The sequence below is a fragment of the Micromonospora musae genome (assembly GCF_003626545.1).
GTDB lineage: Bacteria > Actinomycetota > Actinomycetes > Mycobacteriales > Micromonosporaceae > Micromonospora > Micromonospora musae.
In genome coordinates, this window is the sequence record NZ_RAZS01000003.1 from 760403 (window position 1) to 778404 (window position 18002).

Below are 18002 nucleotides of genomic sequence, written 5' to 3' on the forward strand. Positions count from 1 at the left end.
CGTCTCCCTGATGAGAACGCAATCGGGCGACGAAGGAATACGCGCGAGCCGGCCAGGCGCTCGGGTCGCCCCTCCCATTAAGGACCTGTATGCACGCCACCACTGTGCGAGGCCGGTACGCCGGTGTCGCCGCCGGTCTGCTGGCTGTCGCCGCGCTGACCACGGCCACCGCCTGCTCGGCCTCTGACCCGCCCGCCCGTGCCGGAGGACCGACCACGACTGCGGCATCGGCGTCAGCGCGCCCTGCCGAATCCCTGAAACCGCTGCTCCAGCAGGCTCTTCCGGGGGTGGAGGGCAAGACGTTCACCTCGGCGGTCGTCGAACTTCCGCCGAACGCGAGCGCGGCGCCGCACCGGCACGGCGAGGCGTTCGTCTACGCGTACGTCCTGGAAGGCACGGTGCGCAGCAAGCTCGACGACGAGCCTGTGACCACCTACCAGCAGGGTGAGAACTGGTTCGAGCGGCCGGGCGCGCACCACGTCCTCACCGAGAACGCCAGCCGGACCGAGCCGGCCAAGCTCCTGGTCGTCTTCGTCTCCGACACCGGGGACAAGCTCAAGGTCGAGGACCCGAAGCCATAGCGCGGGGCACGCAGCCGGCGGCGTCACGTCGCAGGAGCCGCGTTCTGGGCCACCAAGAGGCGCCCGAGAGGCGCTGATCACTCGAACGGATCGAAGGAATCATGACCGAAATGCAGCGTGTCAATATCGGCGAGCAGCACCCGGCGGCCTACAAGGCCCTCATCGCTCTGTCGTCGGAGGTGGACGAGGCCGCCGCCGCGGCAGGCCTCGACCCGCTCCTGGTGGAGTTGCTGAGACTGCGCACCTCCCAGATCAACGGTTGCGCGTTCTGCCTGCGCATGCACACCCGTGCCGCTTTGAAGAAGGGTGAGAGCCCTGACCGGATCGCGGTGCTGCCGGCGTGGGCGGAGACCGACTACTTCTCCGAGACCGACCGGGCCGCTCTGCGTCTGGCCGAGGCGATCACCCTCGTGCCGCAGGGCCATGTCAGCGACGACGATTTCAATGCGGCTGCGGCCGTACTCACCGCGGACCAGGTCTCGGCTGTCGCCTGGCTGGTGACCGTGATGAACGCCTTCAACCGGGTCGCGATCACCAGCCGGTACCGCGTCGGCAACTGACGTCGGCGGTGGGTGACAGCATGCGCTCACCCCGGGTCGCTCCGCGCGACCTGGGGTGAGCGCGCGCTGTCGCGCCCGTTCTGCGTACCGGGATGGTGGCTTCTCCCCCACGTCGGCGGGTCGGGGAACCGACAGGTGCAACCAGATGCCGGCTCCGGGTGTGTCAACGGCATGTCCACAACGGGCAACCGACCCACACGGGGAGACAGAATGAACAGGATCGCTCGACGTACTCTCGTTGCCGGCGCCGCCGCCGGTCTGCTGGCCGCCTCGGTCGCCGGCGCCACGCCTGCCGCAGCCGCGTCCCACGGGGCCACCGCGCTCTGCGGCATCAGCGCGCTGCCGTACCCCGCCGACGCTTCCCGGGCCACGGCGGACGCGATCGACCCGACCGGCCGGTTCATCGCCGGTTCCGGGCTGCGGGTCTCCGACACCGGCAGTCAGCCGCTGCTGCTGATCTGGATGCGGGGCGAGCTCACCACGGTGGAGTCCCCGATCGTCGACACCGTTGCCGACGTCAACGCCCGTGGTGTGGTGATCGGCAACGGCTACGGCGACGGCACCGGTCTGCCGTGGCGGTATCGCGGTGGGAAGGTCGAGCCGCTGCCGCTGCCCCCGACGGGCGGTGCCCGGGTCAGCGCGATCAACCGGGCGGGCGACATCGTCGGCACCGGCCAGGACCCGCAGACGGGAGGGACCGTCGCGTTGCTGTGGCCGGCGGCCCGGCCTGGCACCGTGGAGGTGCTCGATGCATCCGCCGATGCGGTGGCGGAGGGAATCAACGACGACGGCACCGTCGTGGGCACCGCGGGGGCCTTCGACGAGTGGACCACCTGGCTCCGGCGGCCCGATGGCACGGTCGAGCCGCTGACCGTGCCGGGTGCCCGGATCGCGTTCGCCGCCGCTGCCGCGGGTCAGTGGGCTGTCGGGCAGGCCGACCTTGGCGGCATGAGCCCGGCCAATATCCGATGGAACCTCCGGGACGGGTCGTACAGCGAACTCTCGGCGGAGTTGCCGTGGCTTGAGGATGTGAACGCCCGCGGGGTGGCCGTCGGCAGCGACCGCGTCAGCGTGGGCGCGACCTCCCGGGTGTTGCCGGGCAGCGGGGAGAGGACGAGCGTCGGCACCCGGGCGATCGCGGACAACGGGTCCATCGTCGGCTTCCGCAACTCCTACGGTCAGGTCACGCCGGTCCGCTGGACCGGCTGCTGAGCGTTCAGGAGGCCGTAGGTCGCCAGCCAGCGGCTTAAGCGGAAAGGTGCGCCGGGCGTCCGGCACGCTCGGCGCACCATCGTCACCGACGAGGGCGGCCACCGGGCGAGCGGTGCGGCCTGACGCGATGCTCCTGGTTGCGTCCGAGATCCGACAGTCGGCTACCGGCGCGTGGGGTGGGCCTCTGGTGGGAGCATCGGGCCCACCCCTGGACTCTGGAGGATCGATGCCTCGTTTCGTCGAACGCGCTCGGCTGGCGGCTGGTGTCGCCGGTCTACTCGCCGCTGTGTCCGTCGCGTCGGCGTCCCCGGCCGGCGCCTTCGGCCGTCCGACCCTGCCCTGCACGATCCAGTCGCTGCCGGTGCCAGCCGATTTGGTGCGCACCGAGGCGTACGCGGTGGACCGCAGCGGCCGGTACGTCGCCGGTGGGGGTCTGCGGGCGACGGCGGAGGGCACCGAGTCGGTCGTGCTGGTCTGGGACCGGGGCCGGTTGAGCGCGGTCACGTCCCCGTTCGGTGAGGGTGTCGTGGACGTGAACTCCCGCGGCCTGGTCGTCGGCAACGGGCAGGAGGAGGGCCGGAGCCAGCCGTGGACGTACCGGAACGGGGTCTTCACCCGGCTGCCGACGTTGCCGGGCGGGGTCTTCGTTACCGCGGTGAACGCGCGGGGCGACGTGGTGGGTTACGGCTATGACAGCGCCACGGAGGCGACGTTCGCGGTGCGGTGGCCGGTGGCGCGGCCGGGGACGATCGAGCGGCTGGACGCGCCGGCGGGAGCGATGGCGGCGGGGATCACCGGCAACGGCAGCATCGTCGGTACGGCGGGCGGCCCGGTCGACTGGACGGGTTGGGTGCGGCGTCCCGGGGGCGGCTACGGCGCGTTGAGTGTGCCGCAGGCCCGTTCGGTGCAGGTGGACGCGGCCGAGGGGCGGTGGGCGGTCGGCCGGGTGGACCTGGTCGACGGTGACCAGTTCGCGGTGCGGTGGGACCTGCGTACGGGCACGTACACGGCGCTGGCCCGGCAGGTTCTGCTGCTCGACGACGTCAACGCGCGGGGGGTGGCGGTCGGCGCGGGTTGGGTGGTGCGGGGCACTGCGGCCCGGGAGTTGCCGCGGGACGGGGCGCGCGGGGTGGGTGCGCGGGCGATCGCCGACGACGGCACGGTGGTGGGTTTCCGCAACGACGGGCGGGTCACCGCGGTGCGGTGGACGGGCTGCTGAGCGAGTGTGCTGGGCGGCCCCCGGGCCGGTGGGCCTGGGGGCCGCCCGTCGTTGCGGCGGTGGGTGGGGTCAGGACCAGGTCACCTGCGGGGACGGGTAGTAGTTGACCTGTTGCAGGCGCCAGCGGGGGGCCTGTTCGCCGAGTCGGGCGCGGAAGGACTCCCAGTCGTGGCTCGCGGCGGTCGACCAGCCGAGTTCGGCGATGGCGGGTAGCCGCGGGAAGGCCATGTACTCGATGTCGTCGATGCTGCGCAGGGTCTCCGACCACAGTGGCGCTTCGACGCCGAGGAGGGCGTCCTCACCGACGCCGGTGACGCGTTGGGCGGGGTCCCAGTCGTAGGCGTCGCGTACCTCGATGTAGGCGGCCCAGGAGAGGCCGAGCGGGGTGTTGCGGTCGTACTTCATGTCGAGGTAGGCCTTGTTGGCGGGTGACATGACGACCTTGTTGCCGCGGGCGACGGCCTCGGCGAGGTCGGCGTTGGTGGTGCCGGTGCCCCAGTACTGGGCGATGACGTCGCTGGCCGGGTCGACCTGCATGACCTCGTTCCAGCCGTAGGCGCGTTTGCCGTACTTGTTGACGAGGGGCAGTACGCGCCGCATGAAGGTGGCGTACTCCTCGTCGGTGGTGGCGTGGGCCTCGTCGCCGCCGACGTGCAGGTACGGGCCGGGGGTGATCTCGGCGAGTTCGCGGATGACGTCTTCGACGAAGCGGTAGGTGAGTTCGTCGTCGATGCAGAGTGAGCTGTAGCCGACGGCGATGTCGGTGCGGGGTGGCGGTGCGACGCCGTCGCAGTTCAGTTCGGCGTAGGTGGACTGGGCGGCGTTGGTGTGCCCGGGCATGTCGATCTCGGGGACGATGGTGATCTGCCGGGCGGCGGCGTAGGCGGTGACGGCTTTGTAGTCGTCCTTGGTGAGGTAGCCGGGGCCGACGCCGTCGACGCCGGTGCCAGGGCCGCCGCCGACGGTGGTGAGTCTCGGCCAGGAGTCGATCTGGATGCGCCAGCCCTGGTCGTCGCTGAGGTGCAGGTGCAGGTAGTTGATTTTGTACTGGCTGAGCAGGTCGATGTAGGTCTTGATCTCGGGGACGGTGTGGAAGTGCCGGGCGAGGTCGAGCATGGCGCCGCGGTAGGCGAAGCGGGGGTAGTCGATGATGCGTCCGCCGGGTACGGCCCAGGTGGTGCGTTGCCGCTGGGCGGCCTCGATCTGGGCGGGGAGCAGTTGGCGCAGGGTCTGGGTGCCGGCGAAGAGGCCGGCGGGGGTGTTGGCGCGGATGGTCACGCGGTGGCGGGTGACGTCGAGTTGGTAGCCCTCCTGGCCGACGCGGCTGCCGGCACCGCCGATGAGCAGGGCGATTTCGGGCAGCGGGGTGGCGGGGACAGGCAGGACGGGCAGCGGGTAGCCGGTGGCGGGGCGCAGGGTGTCGGCGAGTTGTCTGCCGATCTGGCGGGCGGCGGCCGAGTGGGGTGTGGTGCGGATGACGGTCAGCGGGCTGAGGGTGAAGGTGCCTCGGGGGTCGGGGCGGGTTTCGACGGGTGCGGGGATCACGTCGTCGAGTTGACGGGTGGGTGTTGCGGTGGGTGCGGCGGCTGCGGGGGTTGCGGGCAGGGCCAGTGGTAGGGCGAGGGCGGTTGCGGCGAGGAGCCGGGTGAGGGTGTGGCGGTGGCGCACGGACACCTCCTGGTGCTCGTCGTGATCGGTGGTCATCGATCGGATTCGCACGCTACCGGGGTCCGCCGTGGACTGTAAACCTTCCTTATCGTGTGTTGCTCCCCCGCTGTTCCGGCGGGCTCGGTGGTGTCGCGGGGGTGGCGTCGTGGGGACGGCGGGCCAGTACCAGGCTGGTGCGTAGCCGCAGGACGATGCGACCGCCGAAGCCGTCCACGAGGGAGCGCACGGCGGTGAGGGCTCGCTCCTGCTGGTCGACGGGGTGCTGGCGGAACGGACCGAAGGTTCGCACCAGGTCCAGGTAGCGGTCGGTGGAGAGGGCCAGGTCCCGGTCGACGGTGTCGGATCGTACGTCGGTGAAGAGGCCGCTGGCGGTGATGTCGAGGTGGAACCAGCCGGCGGGCCGGTCCTTGACGTCGGGGTCGATGGCGCGCAGGGCGGCGTCGATGGCGCGGGACTGGACGGGGTCGGCGTAGCCGTACTTGTGGGCGAAGACGGCGAGCGTGCCGCCGGGGGTGAGCGCGTCGTGCGCTCGCCGGTTGCGGGTGGCGGGGTCGAGCCAGTGCCAGGCGAGGGCGGCGGCGATCAGCGGCACGCCGCCGTCGGGTGCTCTCCACTGTTCGAACGTCTCGGCGCGGACGGTCACCTCGGGCCGGTTCGCGGTGAGCAGGGCGGCCATTCGCGGGTCGGGTTCGAGGCAGGTGACCGGCGCGCCGAGGCGGAGCAGGACGCGGGTGCCCTTGCCGGTGCCGGCGCCGACCTCGACGATGCGCCGCGGGACGCCGCCGTGGTAGTCGCGGATCACCTCGGCGATGCCGTCGGGGTATTCCGGGCGTACGTCGTCGTAGGTGTCGGCGACCTGACCGAAGAGCATGCTCACGCTCGTCATCGTGGCACGGCTCGGGGCCGGGTGGACGGACGTGGAGTGAGGGTCGCCGGGGTGGCGGTGTCCGGTGTGTCGACCGTTCGGCTCACCGCAGCGACCGCCCGGCGATGATCGGTTTCCCGTGGACGGTCGTCGGGGGGATGAAGGGAAGCGATCTCATCTTCTTCCGAAGGGACGCTGCGGCATGCTCTCCGCACTCGATCGTCGGCACACCGTCGCGCCGCCGGGTTACAGCCGCTGGCTGATACCACCGGCGGCGCTGGCGATCCATCTCTGTATCGGGCAGGTCTACGCGACAAGCGTGTACAAGAACTCCCTCATCGCGCACTTCGACACCAGTCAGACCGCGATCGGGGTCATCTTCAGCATCGCGATCGTGATGCTGGGTCTGTCCGCCGCGGTGGCGGGCACGTGGGTGGAGGCGAACGGCCCCCGCAAGGCGATGTTCGTGTCGGCGTGTTTCTGGGCGGCCGGCTTCCTGGTCGGTTCGTTGGGGATCGCGACGCGGCAGTTGTGGCTGCTGTACCTGGGGTACGGGCTGCTGGGCGGCATCGGTCTGGGCATCGGCTACATCTCCCCGGTCTCCACGCTGATCAAGTGGTTCCCGGACCGGCCGGGTCTGGCGACCGGTCTGGCGATCATGGGTTTCGGTGGCGGGGCGATGGTGGCCTCTCCCCTGTCCCGGCAGCTGCTGTCGTTCTACGACAGCGGTTACGACCCGTCGAACGCGGGGTCGACGGCGTCCGGGGCCGCGCTGGTGTGGCTCTTCGTCACGCTCGGCGTCGGCTACTTCCTGATCATGATGTTCGGGGTGTTCAACGTGCGGGTGCCGGCGCCGCAGTGGCGTCCGGCCGGGTTCGACCCGGCGAAGGTGGCGGCGAAGCCGCTGGTGACCACGGCGAACGTCTCCGCGGCGAACGCGGTGAAGACCAGGTCGTTCTGGCTGCTGTGGGTGGTGTTGTTCTGCAATGTGACCGCCGGGATCGGCATCCTCGAGCAGGCGAGCCCGATGATCCAGGACTTCTTCCGCGACGGCGGCGTCTCCTCGGTGTCGGTCGCCGCGGCGGGTGGCTTCGTGGGTCTGCTGTCGCTGTTCAACATGGCGGGTCGGTTCGTCTGGTCCTCCACGTCGGACGTGATCGGCCGCCGGCCGATCTACCTGCTGTACCTGGGGGTCGGCATGGTGCTGTACACGCTGCTGGCCGTGGTGGGGCACGCGGCGACGGCGCTGTTCGTGCTGCTGGCGTGCGTGATCCTGTCGTTCTACGGCGGTGGGTTCGCCACCGTGCCGGCGTACCTGCGTGACCTGTTCGGCACGTTCCAGGTGGGCGCCATCCACGGCCGGCTGTTGACGGCGTGGTCGGCGGCGGGCGTCGCCGGCCCGTTGATCGTCAACGGGTTCCTCGACGCGCAGGGCGAGCCGGGCACGTTGACGGCGGCGGCGTACCGGCCGGCGCTGTTCACGATGGTCGGGGTGCTGGCCGTCGGGTTCGTCGCGAACCTGCTGGTCCGGCCGGTGCCGGAGCGGTTCCACGAACGAGCGGACCCGGATGCGGGCCCGGACCAGGACGCGCAGGCGGTTGCGGAGAGGAGTGGCACGCGATGAACGAGGTCGGTGGGCACGGGCAGCGGGCTCGGCTGTGGATCTCCTGGCTGGTGGTGTCGGTGCTGCTCGGGTACGGGGTCGCGCAGACGGTGATCACCGCCGCGAAGTTGTTCACGAGTTGACCGCACGGGTGGTCCGGGGCCGGGCGGTCCCGGGCCACCCGTGGTGGCGGGCGAGGTCAGAGGCCGCCGGAGACCCGGATCACCGTGCCGGTGGTGTACGAGGCGTCGGGGCCGAGCAGCCAGGCGATGGCGGCGGCAACCTCGTCGGGTTCCCCCGCGCGGCCCAGCGGGATCCGACCGGCGGCGCGGTCGGCGCGGTCGGGCACCCCGGAGATGGTGTGGATGTCGGTGCGGATGATGCCGGGGGCGACGGCGTTGACCCGGATCCGGCGGGGGGCGAGCTCCTTGGCCAACCCGACGGTGAAGGTGTCGGTGGCGGCCTTGACCGCCGCGTAGTGGATGTACTCGTTCGGGCTGCCGAGGGTGGCCGCCGCGGAGGAGACGTTGACGACGGCGCCTCCGGGGCCCATCCGGCGGGCCGCCTGCTGGGCGCAGAGCACGTAGCCGATGAGGTTGACGTCGACGACGCGCCGCAGGTCGGCGGGGTCGAGGTCGACGAAGGGGCCGATCGGGCTGGTCACACCGGCGTTGTTCACCAGCCCGGTGAGCTCACCGAGGGCGGCCGCGGCATCGAAGAGCGCGGTGACCGCGTCGGCGTCGGTGGTGTCGGCGGGCACGGCGACGCCCCGCCGGCCGGCGGCCTCGATGTCGGCGAGGACGGCGGCCGCCGCGTCGTGGTCACGCCGGTAGGCGAAGGCGATGTCGTGACCGGCGAGGGCGAGGCGACGGGCGGTGGCGGCGCCGATACCGCGGCTGCCGCCGGTGATGACAGTGACCGGGTTCAACGTTCCTCCCCTGCCGGCAGTGGTGTCTGCGACGCTACCGTGGCCGGCGCGGGACGGTACGGAGGGGATGATCACATGGAACGGGCGCTGGTGCTGGGCGGCGGCGGGGTGACCGGGGTGGCCTGGGAGTGGGGGCTGCTGGCCGGGCTGGCGCAGCACGGGGTGCCGCTGTCGGAGGCGGATCTCGTGGTGGGCACGTCGGCGGGGTCGGTGGTCGGCGCGCAGCTGCGCTCGGGCCGGCCGGTGCAGGAGTCGTACGCGGCGCAGCTCGCCGCGGCGCGGGGTGAGGTGGCGGCGCGGTTCGGGCCGGCGGCGGTGCTGCGGCTGGCGTGGGCCGGCGCGCGGACCCGCGACGCGGTGCGGGCGCGGGCGCGGATCGGGGCGATGGCGCTGGCCGCGCGGGTCCCGTCGGAGGCGTCCCGGCGTGCGGTGATCGAGTCTCGGCTGCCGGTGCGGGAGTGGCCGTCGCGGCGGCTGCTGGTGACGGCGGTGGACGCCGGCTCGGGTGAGTTCGTGGTCTTCGACGCCGACTCCGGGGTGTCGCTGGTGGACGCGGTGGGTGCCAGCTGCGCGGTGCCCGGGGTGTGGCCTGCGGTGACGATCGGCGACCGGCGCTATGTCGACGGTGGGATGCGGTCACCGGTGAACGCGGACCTGGCGGTGGGGGCGCGGCGGGTGGTGGTGCTCGCGCCGACGACGGCGGCGTTCGGTCCGATGCCGCGCCTGGCGGCGCAGGTGGCGGCGCTGCGGTCGCAGGGCGCGCGGGTGGCCGTGGTGTCGCCGGACGCGGCGGCGCGGGCCGCGATCGGGCGTAACGTGCTGGATCCGGCGCGCCGGGCCGGGGCGGCGCGGGCCGGCCGGGCGCAGGCCGACGCGGTGGCCGGTGAGGTGGCGGCCGTCTGGCGGGACTGACCCGCCCGCGACCGGACGGGCTCGGGCGAGCGCGGCGCGCCTCGGCGCGACGTGCGGTGACGCCACCGACGGCGGGTCTCGGCGGGGACGGAGGGCCCGCGAAGCGGGCGGATCATCATGGTCCACAGTGGAGGCGACCCGGGCGGGTGGGTCCCCTCTGTTCGCGCTGTCGCAGTGGGCTGGTATCAAGGCAGGAATCAAACAGGTGTACGGGAGAGGTTGCTGATGGGTGCCGCTGACCAGGGGTTGTCCGAAGACGACGTACGCGCCTTCCGGGAGGCGTTGGCGGCGGGCCGTAAGCCGAAGGTGGTGTTCACCGCCGCGGCGGGGCAGATCGCCGGGCAGGTCGGTCAGGTGGTGGAGCTGACCGATCCGGCCGAGTCGGACGAGTTCGTCGTCGTCCGGTTCGGCCGCGACGAGCTGCCCTTCTCCCCCGCCGACGTGGCGGTGGCGCCGCGCGGCGCGGGGCGCAAGACGGTCGAGCCGCAGCCGGAACCGCAGCCGGAACCGGAGCCGGCCGCCGCGCCGGCGGAGCCGGAGTTCGTGTTGGACCGGGTGCCGGCGCCGCGACCGGCGCCACGTGAGGAGTCGAGGGTGGAGACGGTCGAGGCGGCCAAGCCGGCACGGCGGGCGACGAAGGTGGCGAAGCCGAAGGGGCCGGCCGGGTTGACGGTGACGCTCGCCTACGCCGACGGCGAGTGGACGGTGGCGGCGCAGCAGGGCAGCAAGGCGCTGGCCAAGCCGTACGTGGTGAAGCCGGCGGAGGCGTTGCGGATGGTGGCGCTGGTCGACGTGCCGGGGGTGCACGAGGCGGTCGAGCAGATCCTCGCGGCCGAGCGCGCCGAGGCGGAGCAGCAGGCGGAGAAGCTGCGCGCCGAGCTGGCGGAGATCGAGGCCCGGTTGGCGGAGCTGCGCGAGGCGAACTGAGCGACGTGGTCGGCGCGGCCGCGGGTGCCCGGGGAGAGTCCTCCCGGGTACACCCGCAGCTGCGCGCGACGGTCAGGCCCAGAAGCGGGTGACCTCGGCGGCGTAGTCCCGGCCGACCGCCCGTCCGGCCCGCGCGGCGGGGCGCCGGGTGGCCGGGGAGAGCAGGTTCGTGCCGAACGCCGTGAGCGACGGCTCGTCGGCGTACAAGACCAGTACCTGCGCCGGGTTCAGCCGCTCGATCTCGGCGGTGAGGCTGCCCCGAAGTTGCGGTGCGTCGGGCAACGTCGGGGTGAGCACCAGCACCCGGTCGCAGCCGGCCGCGAGGTCGGCGTTGCTGCCGGAACGGACACTGCCGTCGACGTACCGGCGTCCGTTGATCGTGGCGGGTGGCCACACTCCCGGCACGGCACAGCTCGCGGTGACCGCGTCGACCAGGTCCACGCCGGACTCACGGGTGAAGAGCGACACGTCGCCGGTCTCGGCGTCGACGGCCGGTACCAGCACCGGTCGGTCGGGCCAGACGTGCGACGGCAGTTGGCCCGCGATGGCCGCCCGGCGCACCGGTTCGTCGATGGTCGGCGTGGCCAGGGCCAGCGCGCCGATCCGCCGGCGGGCCTCCGGCGCCGAGTTGGCCCCGGCCGTCGCCGACGCGAACCGCGCGAGCAGCTCCGTGAGGTCGACGTCCACCGCGACCTCGCTGGACGTCTCGCTGTGCTGACGGTCGTAGAGCGCCGCGAGATCGACGCCGCTGGTGATCTGTGCCGCGACGGTGGACCCGGCGGAGGTGCCCACGATGACGTCTGCGGCCAGCAGGTCCGGATCCAGCCTGGGCGCCTCGTCCCGAACGCCGAGCAGTACGCCGAGCTCCCAGGCGATGGCCGCGACTCCGCCACCGGCAAGCACGAGTGCCCGTCGCATCGCCGTCGTCCCCTCTCCTGGGTCGACACCGGATCAGCGGACAGGGCGGCGGTCTCCAGCGCCGGGGCGGCCGTGACCCGCCGGGCGCCTGCGTCTGTCAGAGGAGATCTTCGAGGGTGATCGGCAGCTCGCGTACCCGGCGACCGGTGGCGTGGTACACGGCGTTGGCGATCGCCGCGGCGGCACCGACGATGCCGATCTCCCCCACGCCCTTGACGCCGAGGGGGTTGACCACCGTGTCGGTCACCTCGACGGTGTCCACGACGACGTCGGGCGCGTCGGCGTTGACCGGCACCAGATAGTCGTTGAAGCTGGGGTTGGCCCAGCGGCCGAGACGCGGATCCATGTGCGTCGCCTCAAGCAACGCCTGGCTGAGCCCCCAGAGCATCCCGCCCATCAGCTGGCTGTGCGCGGTCTTGCGGTTGAGGACCCGGCCAGGAGCGAAGACCCCGACCATGCGGCGCACCCGGACAAGACCGAGGTCGGCGTCCACGGAGACCTCGGCGAACTGCGCACCGAAAGTGTGCATGCCGTATCCGGGGTCCGGCGGCGGCGGCATCCAGACGCCGATCGCCTCCGTATCGGGCGTGAACGTGCGGCCCAGTATCTCGGCGTAGCTCTCGCCGACGTCGGGGCGGTCGCGCAGCCGCATCCGGCCGTCCTCGACCGTGACCGCGTCAGGATGCGCCCCGTGCAACGGGGACTTCTCGTCGCCGACCGCCTGGGCGATGAGCTGGTCGCGCAGCGTCGTGGCGGCGAGGTGGACCGCGGCACTGACGGCACCGGCGCCGGCCGACCCCACCGCGGCAGCGATGTTGGGCATCTCGCTGCTGCCGCCCACGAACCGAACCCGGTCCACCGGCAGCCCGAGGCCGTCGGCGCCGACCTGCGTCATCGCGGTGATCACGCCGGTGCCGAACTCGGAGACACCCGCCTCGATCAACGCACTGCCGTCGCTGTAGAGCCGGGCCCGGGCGCGTTGCGGGCTGGGCGGCGCCACGTGGGGGTACGCGGCGGCGGCCATTCCGGTGCCGATCAGCAGGTGGCCGTCGCGCCGGGTACCCGGGGCGTGGTCTCGTCGTGACCAGCCGAACAGTTCTGCGCCGCGCTGGTAGCACTCCCGCAGCCCGTTGCTCGACCAGGGGTGGCCGGTGGACGGGTCGACGTCGGCGAGGTTGCGCAGGCGCAGCTCGAGCGGGTCGATCCCGAGCTGCTGGGCGAGTTCGTCCATCGCGCTCTCCAACGCGAACATTCCGGTCGCCTCGCCGGGGCCGCGCACGAAGGTCGGTGTGATGGTGTTGCCTCGGGCCAGCCGGTAGATGCCCTCGTAGTTCGGGATCGGATAGAGGATCGCGGGCGATTCCAGCGACGTCTCGGCCCAGTCGTCGAAGGGCGAGGTGATGGCCAGTTTGTGGTGACGCAACGCGAGCAGCCGCCCGTCCGACCGGGCACCGAGGGTGATCCGCTGCTCCTGCTCCTCCCGGTGGCCGCAGGAATGGAACATCTGCTCCCGGTTGAGCGCGAGCCGTACCGGCCGGCCGATCTGACGGGCGGCCATCGCCGCCAGCGTGGCGTGCGGCCAGACCATCGCCTTGGATCCGAAACTGCCGCCGACGAACTCGCTGATCACCTTGATCTCGGTCGGGGACAGGCCCAGCAGCGTGGCGACGGTGAGCTGGGTGGCGGTCGGCCCCTGGGTCGAGTCGTAGAGTGTCACCCGCCCGACGTCGTCCCACACGGCGGTCGTGGCCGACGCCTCTATCGGGTTCTGGTGGTTGGCGGCGAAGCGGTAGGTCTGGTCGATCTGGACATCCGCCTCGCGGAGCCCCGCCGCGACGTCGCCGCGGGTGTTCCGGCCGGGGACCAGCCCGCCGAAGATTTTTTCCGGCTCGTACGCCTGCTCCCGCACCTGGTCGAGCACGGTGCTGGCCGGCGTCTCCGCGTAGTCGATGCGGAGCAGGCTGGCCGCGTGCTCGGCGCGTTCGACCGTGTTTGCGAGGACGATGGCGACCGGCTGCCCCGCGTAGTGGACCGCGTCGTCCTGCATCGGGAAGAAGCTCTCTCCCGGCGCCGCCAGCCCGAACAGCGACGGCAACAGCCTCGGCTGCGTCGCGACCTTGGGCAGGTCGAGGTGCGTCAGCACGGCGATCACGCCGGCGGCCCCGACAGCCGCGTCGGTGTCGATCCGGGTGACCCGTCCGTTGGCGATCCGGGCCCCGACCAGCACAGCGTGCGCGAGTCCGGGCAGTGAGATCTCCGCGGTGTAGCGCGCCGAACCGCTGACCTTGGCCCGACCGTCGACCCGGTTGAGCGTGGCACCGATCGCCGGACTCATCCCGCCCTCCCTCTCCCGCGCCGACCTGGCCGCCGATGTGGCCGGGCCGCTGCAAACCCGTCCTCGGTGACGGTCTCCAGCGCCCGAACGATCGTTCGGCGGGCCAGCTTGATCTTGAATGCGTTCGTCCCGTGCGAGACGGCGGGCTGCAACTGCTCGCGGGCGGGCAGTCGCAAACGCCTCTCTGCTCACCGGCTGGTTGTGCCCAGATCATCCCTGTCAACTCCGTGACACCCAGCGTAGGTGAGAACGGGTACATATCGGGTGATAACGTCGCGGCTGCCGTGCGGCAAGCGACGGATCAGCTGCCGAACGGTTCGAGGGCGGCAGGAGAGTCGGGATTCGCCGGCCGCCGACCCGCGCAGGCCGTGCGCGGGCGGGCTAGAGCGCGGAGGTGAGGCGGTCGATCACGTCGGCCGCGGGGCCGGTGGTGGCGCTGCGGTAGCCGGTGCCGGCCCACAGGTGCACCCGGTCCGGCTGTCCCGCGGCGGCGGCCGCCGCGCGCAGGCCCCGGGTCAGGTGGTGCAGTTCGGGGTAGCCGAGCGGCGCGGCCGCCTCGTACCGGTCGATGAACGTGTTGCGCAGCCCTCGGGCGGGCCGGCCGGTGAAGGCGCGGGTGACGACGGTGCTGGCGCGGGCCGGGTCGGCGAGGGCGTCGCGGTGGGTCCGGTTCGCGCCGCTCTCGTCGGTGCGCAGCAGCAGGGTCCCCACGACCACGGCGCTGGCGCCCGCTTCGATCAGGTCGCGGACGTCGTCCGGGCCGGCCACCCCGCCGGCCGCGAGGACCGGCAGACCGGTGGCGGCGACCACGTCGGCGACCAGCGGCCGGGTGGAGGTCGGCGCGGCCGGCCGGCGGGGGTCGTGGACGCCGCTGTGCCCGCCGGCCTCGGTGCCCTGCGCGATGAGCCCGTCGACGTCGAGGTCGCGGGCGGCGCGCGCCTCGGCCACGGAGGTGACGGTGACCAGCGTCCGGGTGCCGGCGCGACGCAGCGCGGCCAGCGCAGCCGGGTCGGGCAGCCCGAACGTGAAGCTGACCACCGGCACCGGCTGCCGCACCAGTAGGTCGATCTTGTCGGACCAGTGGTCGTCGTCGTGGATGAGCGGCGCGTCGGCGAGGTCGAGGCCGTACGGCTCACCTTCGGCGGCGATGCGCCGGGCGTACTCGCGGAAGGTGGCCTCGTCGATCTCGGGTGGCCCGGGCACGAAGAGGTTCACCCCGCACGGCGTGTCGGTGGCCGCCAGGTCGGCGGCGAGCGCCTCGGTGGTCTTGTAGCCGGCCGGGAGGAAACCGAAGCCGCCGGCCGCGGTGACGGCCCGGATCAGGGCGGGGGTGCTGGCTCCGCCGGCCATCGGCGCGCCGACGATCGGCGACGCGCTTTCGAGCAGGCGGGTCCAGGGCTCACCGGTCACCGGCTCACCTTAGTGCGGTGTCCAGGAACGTTCACCGGGCCGCGCCGGGCCCAGACGACGACCGGCCGCGTTGGAGCCTGACCTGGATACAACACCGGTATCCAGGTCAGGCTCCGCCTTGCCGGACCGCCGCCTGGACCTCGCCGCGACACCGCCAACGTTCCTGGACACCGCACTGGCTGCAGGAACCGCCGGCCCGCCCCGGGGAACGGGCGGGCCGGCGGTGGTCAGTGCTGCGGGATGTGCGCCACGCCGATGCGCTTGCGGAACACCCAGTACGTCCAGCCCTGGTAGGCCATCACGATCGGGGTGAAGACCACCGCGATCCAGCTCATGATCTTCAGGGTGTAGGGGGTGGAGGCGGCGTTGGTGGCGGTCAGCGTGCCGGCCGCGTCCAGGGTGGAGGGCAGCACGTTCGGGAAGAGCGCCGCGAAGAGGGTCGCCACGGCCAGGCCGATCGCCGCCGCGGTGCCGGCGAACGCCCAGCCCTCCCGCCGTGCCCGGGCGGCGGCGAGCCCGCCGAGCAGCGCGAGCGCCGCGGCGGCGGCGAGCGCGACGGCGGTGGTGCTGGAGCGGATGTTCAGCGTCCAGGCCAGGAACGCCACCGCCAGCACGGCCGCGCCGACGCCCACCCGCACGGCGAGCTTCCCGGCGCGTTCGCGGATGTCGCCGACGGTCTTCAGCGCGACGAAGACCGCCCCGTGGGTGAGGAAGAGCGCGGCGGTGGTCACGCCGCCGAGCAGGGCGTACGGGTTGAGCAGGTCGAGCAGACCGCCGACGTACTCGTGGTCGGCCGAGAGCGGTACGCCGCGCAGGATGTTGGCGAACGCCACCCCCCACAGCAGCGCCGGCACCAGTGAGCCGAAGAAGATCGCCGCGTCCCAGCGGCGCTTCCAGGACGGCTCGGGGCGCTTGTGCCGGTACTCGAAGGCGACGCCGCGGGCGATCAGGGCGAGCAGGATCAGCAGCAGCGGCAGGTAGAAGCCGGAGAACATGGTGGCGTACCACTCGGGGAAGGCGGCGAACATGGCGCCGCCGGCGGTGATCAGCCAGACCTCGTTGCCGTCCCAGACCGGGCCGATGGTGTTGATCAGCACGCGGCGTTCCCGGTCGTCGCGGCCGAGGACGGGCAGCAGCATGCCGACGCCGAAGTCGAAGCCCTCCAGGATGAAGTAGCCGGTGAAGAGCACGGCGATGAGCAGGAACCAGATGGTGGTGAGTTCCATGGTGCGCTCCCCGGGTCAGTAGGCGAACGCGAGCGGGCGCTCGGCGTCGTCGTGGCTGTCGTCGTTCTCGGGTTGCTCGGTGAGGTCGGGGACGCCGGCCTTGGCGTAGCGCACGAGTAGTCGGAACTCGACCACGGCGAGGGTGGCGTAGATCAGGGTGAACGCGGTGAACGAGGTGAGCACCTCGGTCAGTGACACGCTTCGGGACACCCCGTCGCGGGTGAGCATCTCGCCGAAGACGATCCACGGCTGGCGGCCCATCTCCGTGAAGATCCAGCCGAAGGCGTTCGCGGCCAGTGGCAGCAGCGGCATGAGCAGTCCGGCGCGCAGCAGCCACTTGCTGCGCGGGGCGCGGCCCTTGCGGTGGGTCCAGAGCACCAGCAGGGCGATCGCGGCCGCCGTCATCCCGAAGGCGATCATGAAGCGGAAGCTCCAGTAGGTGACCGGGATGATGGGCGCGTAGTTGCCGGGGCCGTACTGGCTGGCGTACTGGGCCTGCAGGTCGTCGATGCCGTGCACGGTGCCGTTGAGGTCGCCGGTGCCGAGGTAGGAGAGCAGGTACGGGATCTTGATGGCGAAGAGTTCGCGGCTGCCGTCGAGGCTGCCGACGGTGAGTACGGAGAACGAGGCGGGGCTCTCGGTGCTGTAGAGGCCCTCGGCGGCGGCCATCTTCATCGGCTGCACCTCGGTCATGATCTTGCCTTGGGTGTCGCCGGTGATGAGCACGCCGGCGGCGGCGATCAGGGTGACCCAGGAGCCGAACTTGGCGGCGAAGCGGTAGGTGGGGGTGTCGGTCGTGTCCCGGTTGCGGATGAGGTGCCACAGGGCCACGGCGACGATGAGTGAGCCGGCCACCAGGAACGCGCCGGCGATGGTGTGTGGGTAGGTGACCAGCGCGACCTTGTTGGTGAGCATCGCGACGAAGTCGGTTAGCTCGGCACGGCCGGTGTCGGGGTTGATCCGGTAGCCGACCGGGTTCTGCATGAACGAGTTCGCGGCGAGGATGAAGTACGCGGACAGGTTGCTGCCGATCGCCGCGGCCCAGATGGCGCCCAGGTGCAGGCGCTTGGGCAGCCGGTCCCAGCCGAAGATCCACAGCCCGAGGAAGGTGGACTCGAGGAAGAAGGCGACCAGCGCCTCGATGGCGAGGGGGGCGCCGAAGACGTCGCCGACGAAGCGGGAGTAGTCGCTCCAGTTCATGCCGAACTGGAACTCCTGCACGATGCCGGTGACCACACCCATCGCGAAGTTGATCAGGAAGAGCTTGCCGTAGAACTTGGTGAGCTTGAGGTACCGCTCCTTGCCGGTACGGACCCACATGGTCTGGAGGATGGCGACCAGCACGGACAGGCCGATCGTCAACGGTACGAAGAGGAAGTGGTAGACGGTGGTGACACCGAACTGCCAGCGGGCGACGTCCAACGCGTCCACCGGGAACCTCCAGCTGTCGGTACTACGGGACGTAGTAAATACTACTTCCCGTCGTAGATGATTCGGCGGCGACCCGGCCCCCGATTCGCCGCGCGACCGATGACCCTGGTCACCCTCGCCGGGCCGCAGGAGGCCATTGTCGATCAAGGCGGGCTCGCCGTCGCCCGGCGGGTGACGTGGCGACCTCCACCCCACCGACACCCCGGC

General features: G+C 72.0%; 16 protein-coding genes. 8 read left to right on the top strand and 8 right to left on the bottom strand.

All coding sequences use genetic code 11. The features are described 5' to 3' along the window. Window positions 1-89 precede the first annotated feature (89 nt). From D7147_RS11565 to D7147_RS11580, 4 genes are all read left to right on the top strand, one after another. Window positions 90-581 carry a cupin domain-containing protein gene (locus D7147_RS11565; RefSeq protein ID WP_120676543.1) on the top strand — a complete coding sequence of 164 codons (492 nt, stop codon included), beginning with the start codon at window positions 90-92 and terminating at the stop codon, window positions 579-581. 101 nt (window positions 582-682) lie between these two features. After that, window positions 683-1141 (top strand): carboxymuconolactone decarboxylase family protein, encoded by a 459-nt coding sequence (locus D7147_RS11570; RefSeq protein WP_199734148.1) that lies wholly within the window; start codon window positions 683-685, stop codon window positions 1139-1141. Window positions 1142-1351: 210 nt separating this feature from the next. Then, window positions 1352-2353, top strand: a complete 1002-nt coding sequence (locus D7147_RS11575) for a hypothetical protein (RefSeq protein WP_120676548.1) — start codon at window positions 1352-1354, stop codon at window positions 2351-2353. A 361-nt stretch (window positions 2354-2714) separates the two neighbouring features. Beyond that, on the top strand, window positions 2715-3572 hold the full coding sequence (locus D7147_RS11580; protein WP_147434555.1) for a hypothetical protein: 858 nt from the start codon (window positions 2715-2717) through the stop codon (window positions 3570-3572). Between the two features lie 69 nt (window positions 3573-3641). Here D7147_RS11580 and D7147_RS11585 read toward each other — a convergent pair whose 3' ends face one another. Both D7147_RS11585 and D7147_RS11590 read right to left on the bottom strand, forming a co-directional pair. Further along, window positions 3642-5276, bottom strand: a complete 1635-nt coding sequence (locus tag D7147_RS11585; protein ID WP_120676551.1) for a beta-N-acetylhexosaminidase — start codon at window positions 5274-5276, stop codon at window positions 3642-3644. Window positions 5277-5325: 49 nt separating this feature from the next. After that, the gene (locus tag D7147_RS11590; RefSeq protein ID WP_233563101.1) at window positions 5326-6111 is read right to left on the bottom strand and encodes a class I SAM-dependent methyltransferase; all 786 of its coding nucleotides are present in this window, start codon (window positions 6109-6111) and stop codon (window positions 5326-5328) included. 196 nt (window positions 6112-6307) lie between these two features. Here D7147_RS11590 and D7147_RS11595 point away from each other — a divergent pair, with 196 nt between their 5' ends. Beyond that, entirely contained in the window at window positions 6308-7729 is a 1422-nt protein-coding gene (locus tag D7147_RS11595) for an OFA family MFS transporter (protein WP_120676555.1), read from the top strand. Further along, complete coding sequence (locus tag D7147_RS33380; RefSeq protein ID WP_267900760.1) at window positions 7726-7851, top strand: MFS transporter small subunit; 126 nt, start codon at window positions 7726-7728, stop codon at window positions 7849-7851. Before D7147_RS11595 ends, D7147_RS33380 begins: the two co-directional genes overlap by 4 nt. A 56-nt stretch (window positions 7852-7907) precedes the next feature. Here the strand turns inward: D7147_RS33380 and D7147_RS11600 are convergent, their stop codons facing one another. Then, the gene (locus D7147_RS11600) at window positions 7908-8636 is read right to left on the bottom strand and encodes an SDR family oxidoreductase (RefSeq protein WP_120676556.1); all 729 of its coding nucleotides are present in this window, start codon (window positions 8634-8636) and stop codon (window positions 7908-7910) included. Between the two features lie 75 nt (window positions 8637-8711). Here D7147_RS11600 and D7147_RS11605 point away from each other — a divergent pair, with 75 nt between their 5' ends. Further along, window positions 8712-9548 (top strand): patatin-like phospholipase family protein, encoded by an 837-nt coding sequence (locus tag D7147_RS11605; RefSeq protein WP_120676558.1) that lies wholly within the window; start codon window positions 8712-8714, stop codon window positions 9546-9548. Window positions 9549-9773: 225 nt separating this feature from the next. Further along, window positions 9774-10475: a hypothetical protein gene (locus tag D7147_RS11610; protein WP_120676560.1), complete on the top strand. Its 702-nt coding sequence runs from the start codon at window positions 9774-9776 to the stop codon at window positions 10473-10475. A gap of 72 nt (window positions 10476-10547) precedes the next feature. On the opposite strand, the gene D7147_RS11615 is transcribed toward D7147_RS11610, so the two are convergent. From D7147_RS11615 to D7147_RS11635, 5 genes are all read right to left on the bottom strand, one after another. Continuing rightward, window positions 10548-11393 (bottom strand): patatin-like phospholipase family protein, encoded by an 846-nt coding sequence (locus D7147_RS11615; RefSeq protein ID WP_120676562.1) that lies wholly within the window; start codon window positions 11391-11393, stop codon window positions 10548-10550. 97 nt (window positions 11394-11490) lie between these two features. Beyond that, window positions 11491-13728, bottom strand: a complete 2238-nt coding sequence (locus D7147_RS11620) for a xanthine dehydrogenase family protein molybdopterin-binding subunit (protein ID WP_120676564.1) — start codon at window positions 13726-13728, stop codon at window positions 11491-11493. Window positions 13729-14109: 381 nt separating this feature from the next. Continuing rightward, window positions 14110-15138: an NAD(P)H-dependent flavin oxidoreductase gene (locus D7147_RS11625; protein ID WP_233563083.1), complete on the bottom strand. Its 1029-nt coding sequence runs from the start codon at window positions 15136-15138 to the stop codon at window positions 14110-14112. 227 nt (window positions 15139-15365) lie between these two features. Further along, on the bottom strand, window positions 15366-16364 hold the full coding sequence (gene cydB, locus D7147_RS11630; protein WP_120676566.1) for a cytochrome d ubiquinol oxidase subunit II: 999 nt from the start codon (window positions 16362-16364) through the stop codon (window positions 15366-15368). 15 nt (window positions 16365-16379) lie between these two features. After that, window positions 16380-17795 (bottom strand): cytochrome ubiquinol oxidase subunit I, encoded by a 1416-nt coding sequence (locus D7147_RS11635; RefSeq protein WP_120676569.1) that lies wholly within the window; start codon window positions 17793-17795, stop codon window positions 16380-16382. Window positions 17796-18002: the final 207 nt, after the last annotated feature.

Excerpts from the sequence above, each read along its gene's own strand:
- D7147_RS11565 (WP_120676543.1), top strand. The coding sequence starts at position 90 with ATGCACGCCACCACTGTGCGAGGCCGGTACGCCGGTGTCGCCGCCGGT.
- D7147_RS11570 (WP_199734148.1), top strand. The coding sequence starts at position 683 with ATGACCGAAATGCAGCGTGTCAATATCGGCGAGCAGCACCCGGCGGCC.
- D7147_RS11575 (WP_120676548.1), top strand. The coding sequence starts at position 1,352 with ATGAACAGGATCGCTCGACGTACTCTCGTTGCCGGCGCCGCCGCCGGT.
- D7147_RS11585 (WP_120676551.1), bottom strand. The coding sequence starts at position 5,276 with ATGACCACCGATCACGACGAGCACCAGGAGGTGTCCGTGCGCCACCGC.
- D7147_RS11590 (WP_233563101.1), bottom strand. The coding sequence starts at position 6,111 with ATGCTCTTCGGTCAGGTCGCCGACACCTACGACGACGTACGCCCGGAA.
- D7147_RS11595 (WP_120676555.1), top strand. The coding sequence starts at position 6,308 with ATGCTCTCCGCACTCGATCGTCGGCACACCGTCGCGCCGCCGGGTTAC.
- D7147_RS33380 (WP_267900760.1), top strand. The coding sequence starts at position 7,726 with ATGAACGAGGTCGGTGGGCACGGGCAGCGGGCTCGGCTGTGGATCTCC.
- D7147_RS11605 (WP_120676558.1), top strand. The coding sequence starts at position 8,712 with ATGGAACGGGCGCTGGTGCTGGGCGGCGGCGGGGTGACCGGGGTGGCC.
- D7147_RS11610 (WP_120676560.1), top strand. The coding sequence starts at position 9,774 with ATGGGTGCCGCTGACCAGGGGTTGTCCGAAGACGACGTACGCGCCTTC.
- D7147_RS11615 (WP_120676562.1), bottom strand. The coding sequence starts at position 11,393 with ATGCGACGGGCACTCGTGCTTGCCGGTGGCGGAGTCGCGGCCATCGCC.
- D7147_RS11620 (WP_120676564.1), bottom strand. The coding sequence starts at position 13,728 with ATGAGTCCGGCGATCGGTGCCACGCTCAACCGGGTCGACGGTCGGGCC.
- cydB (WP_120676566.1), bottom strand. The coding sequence starts at position 16,364 with ATGGAACTCACCACCATCTGGTTCCTGCTCATCGCCGTGCTCTTCACC.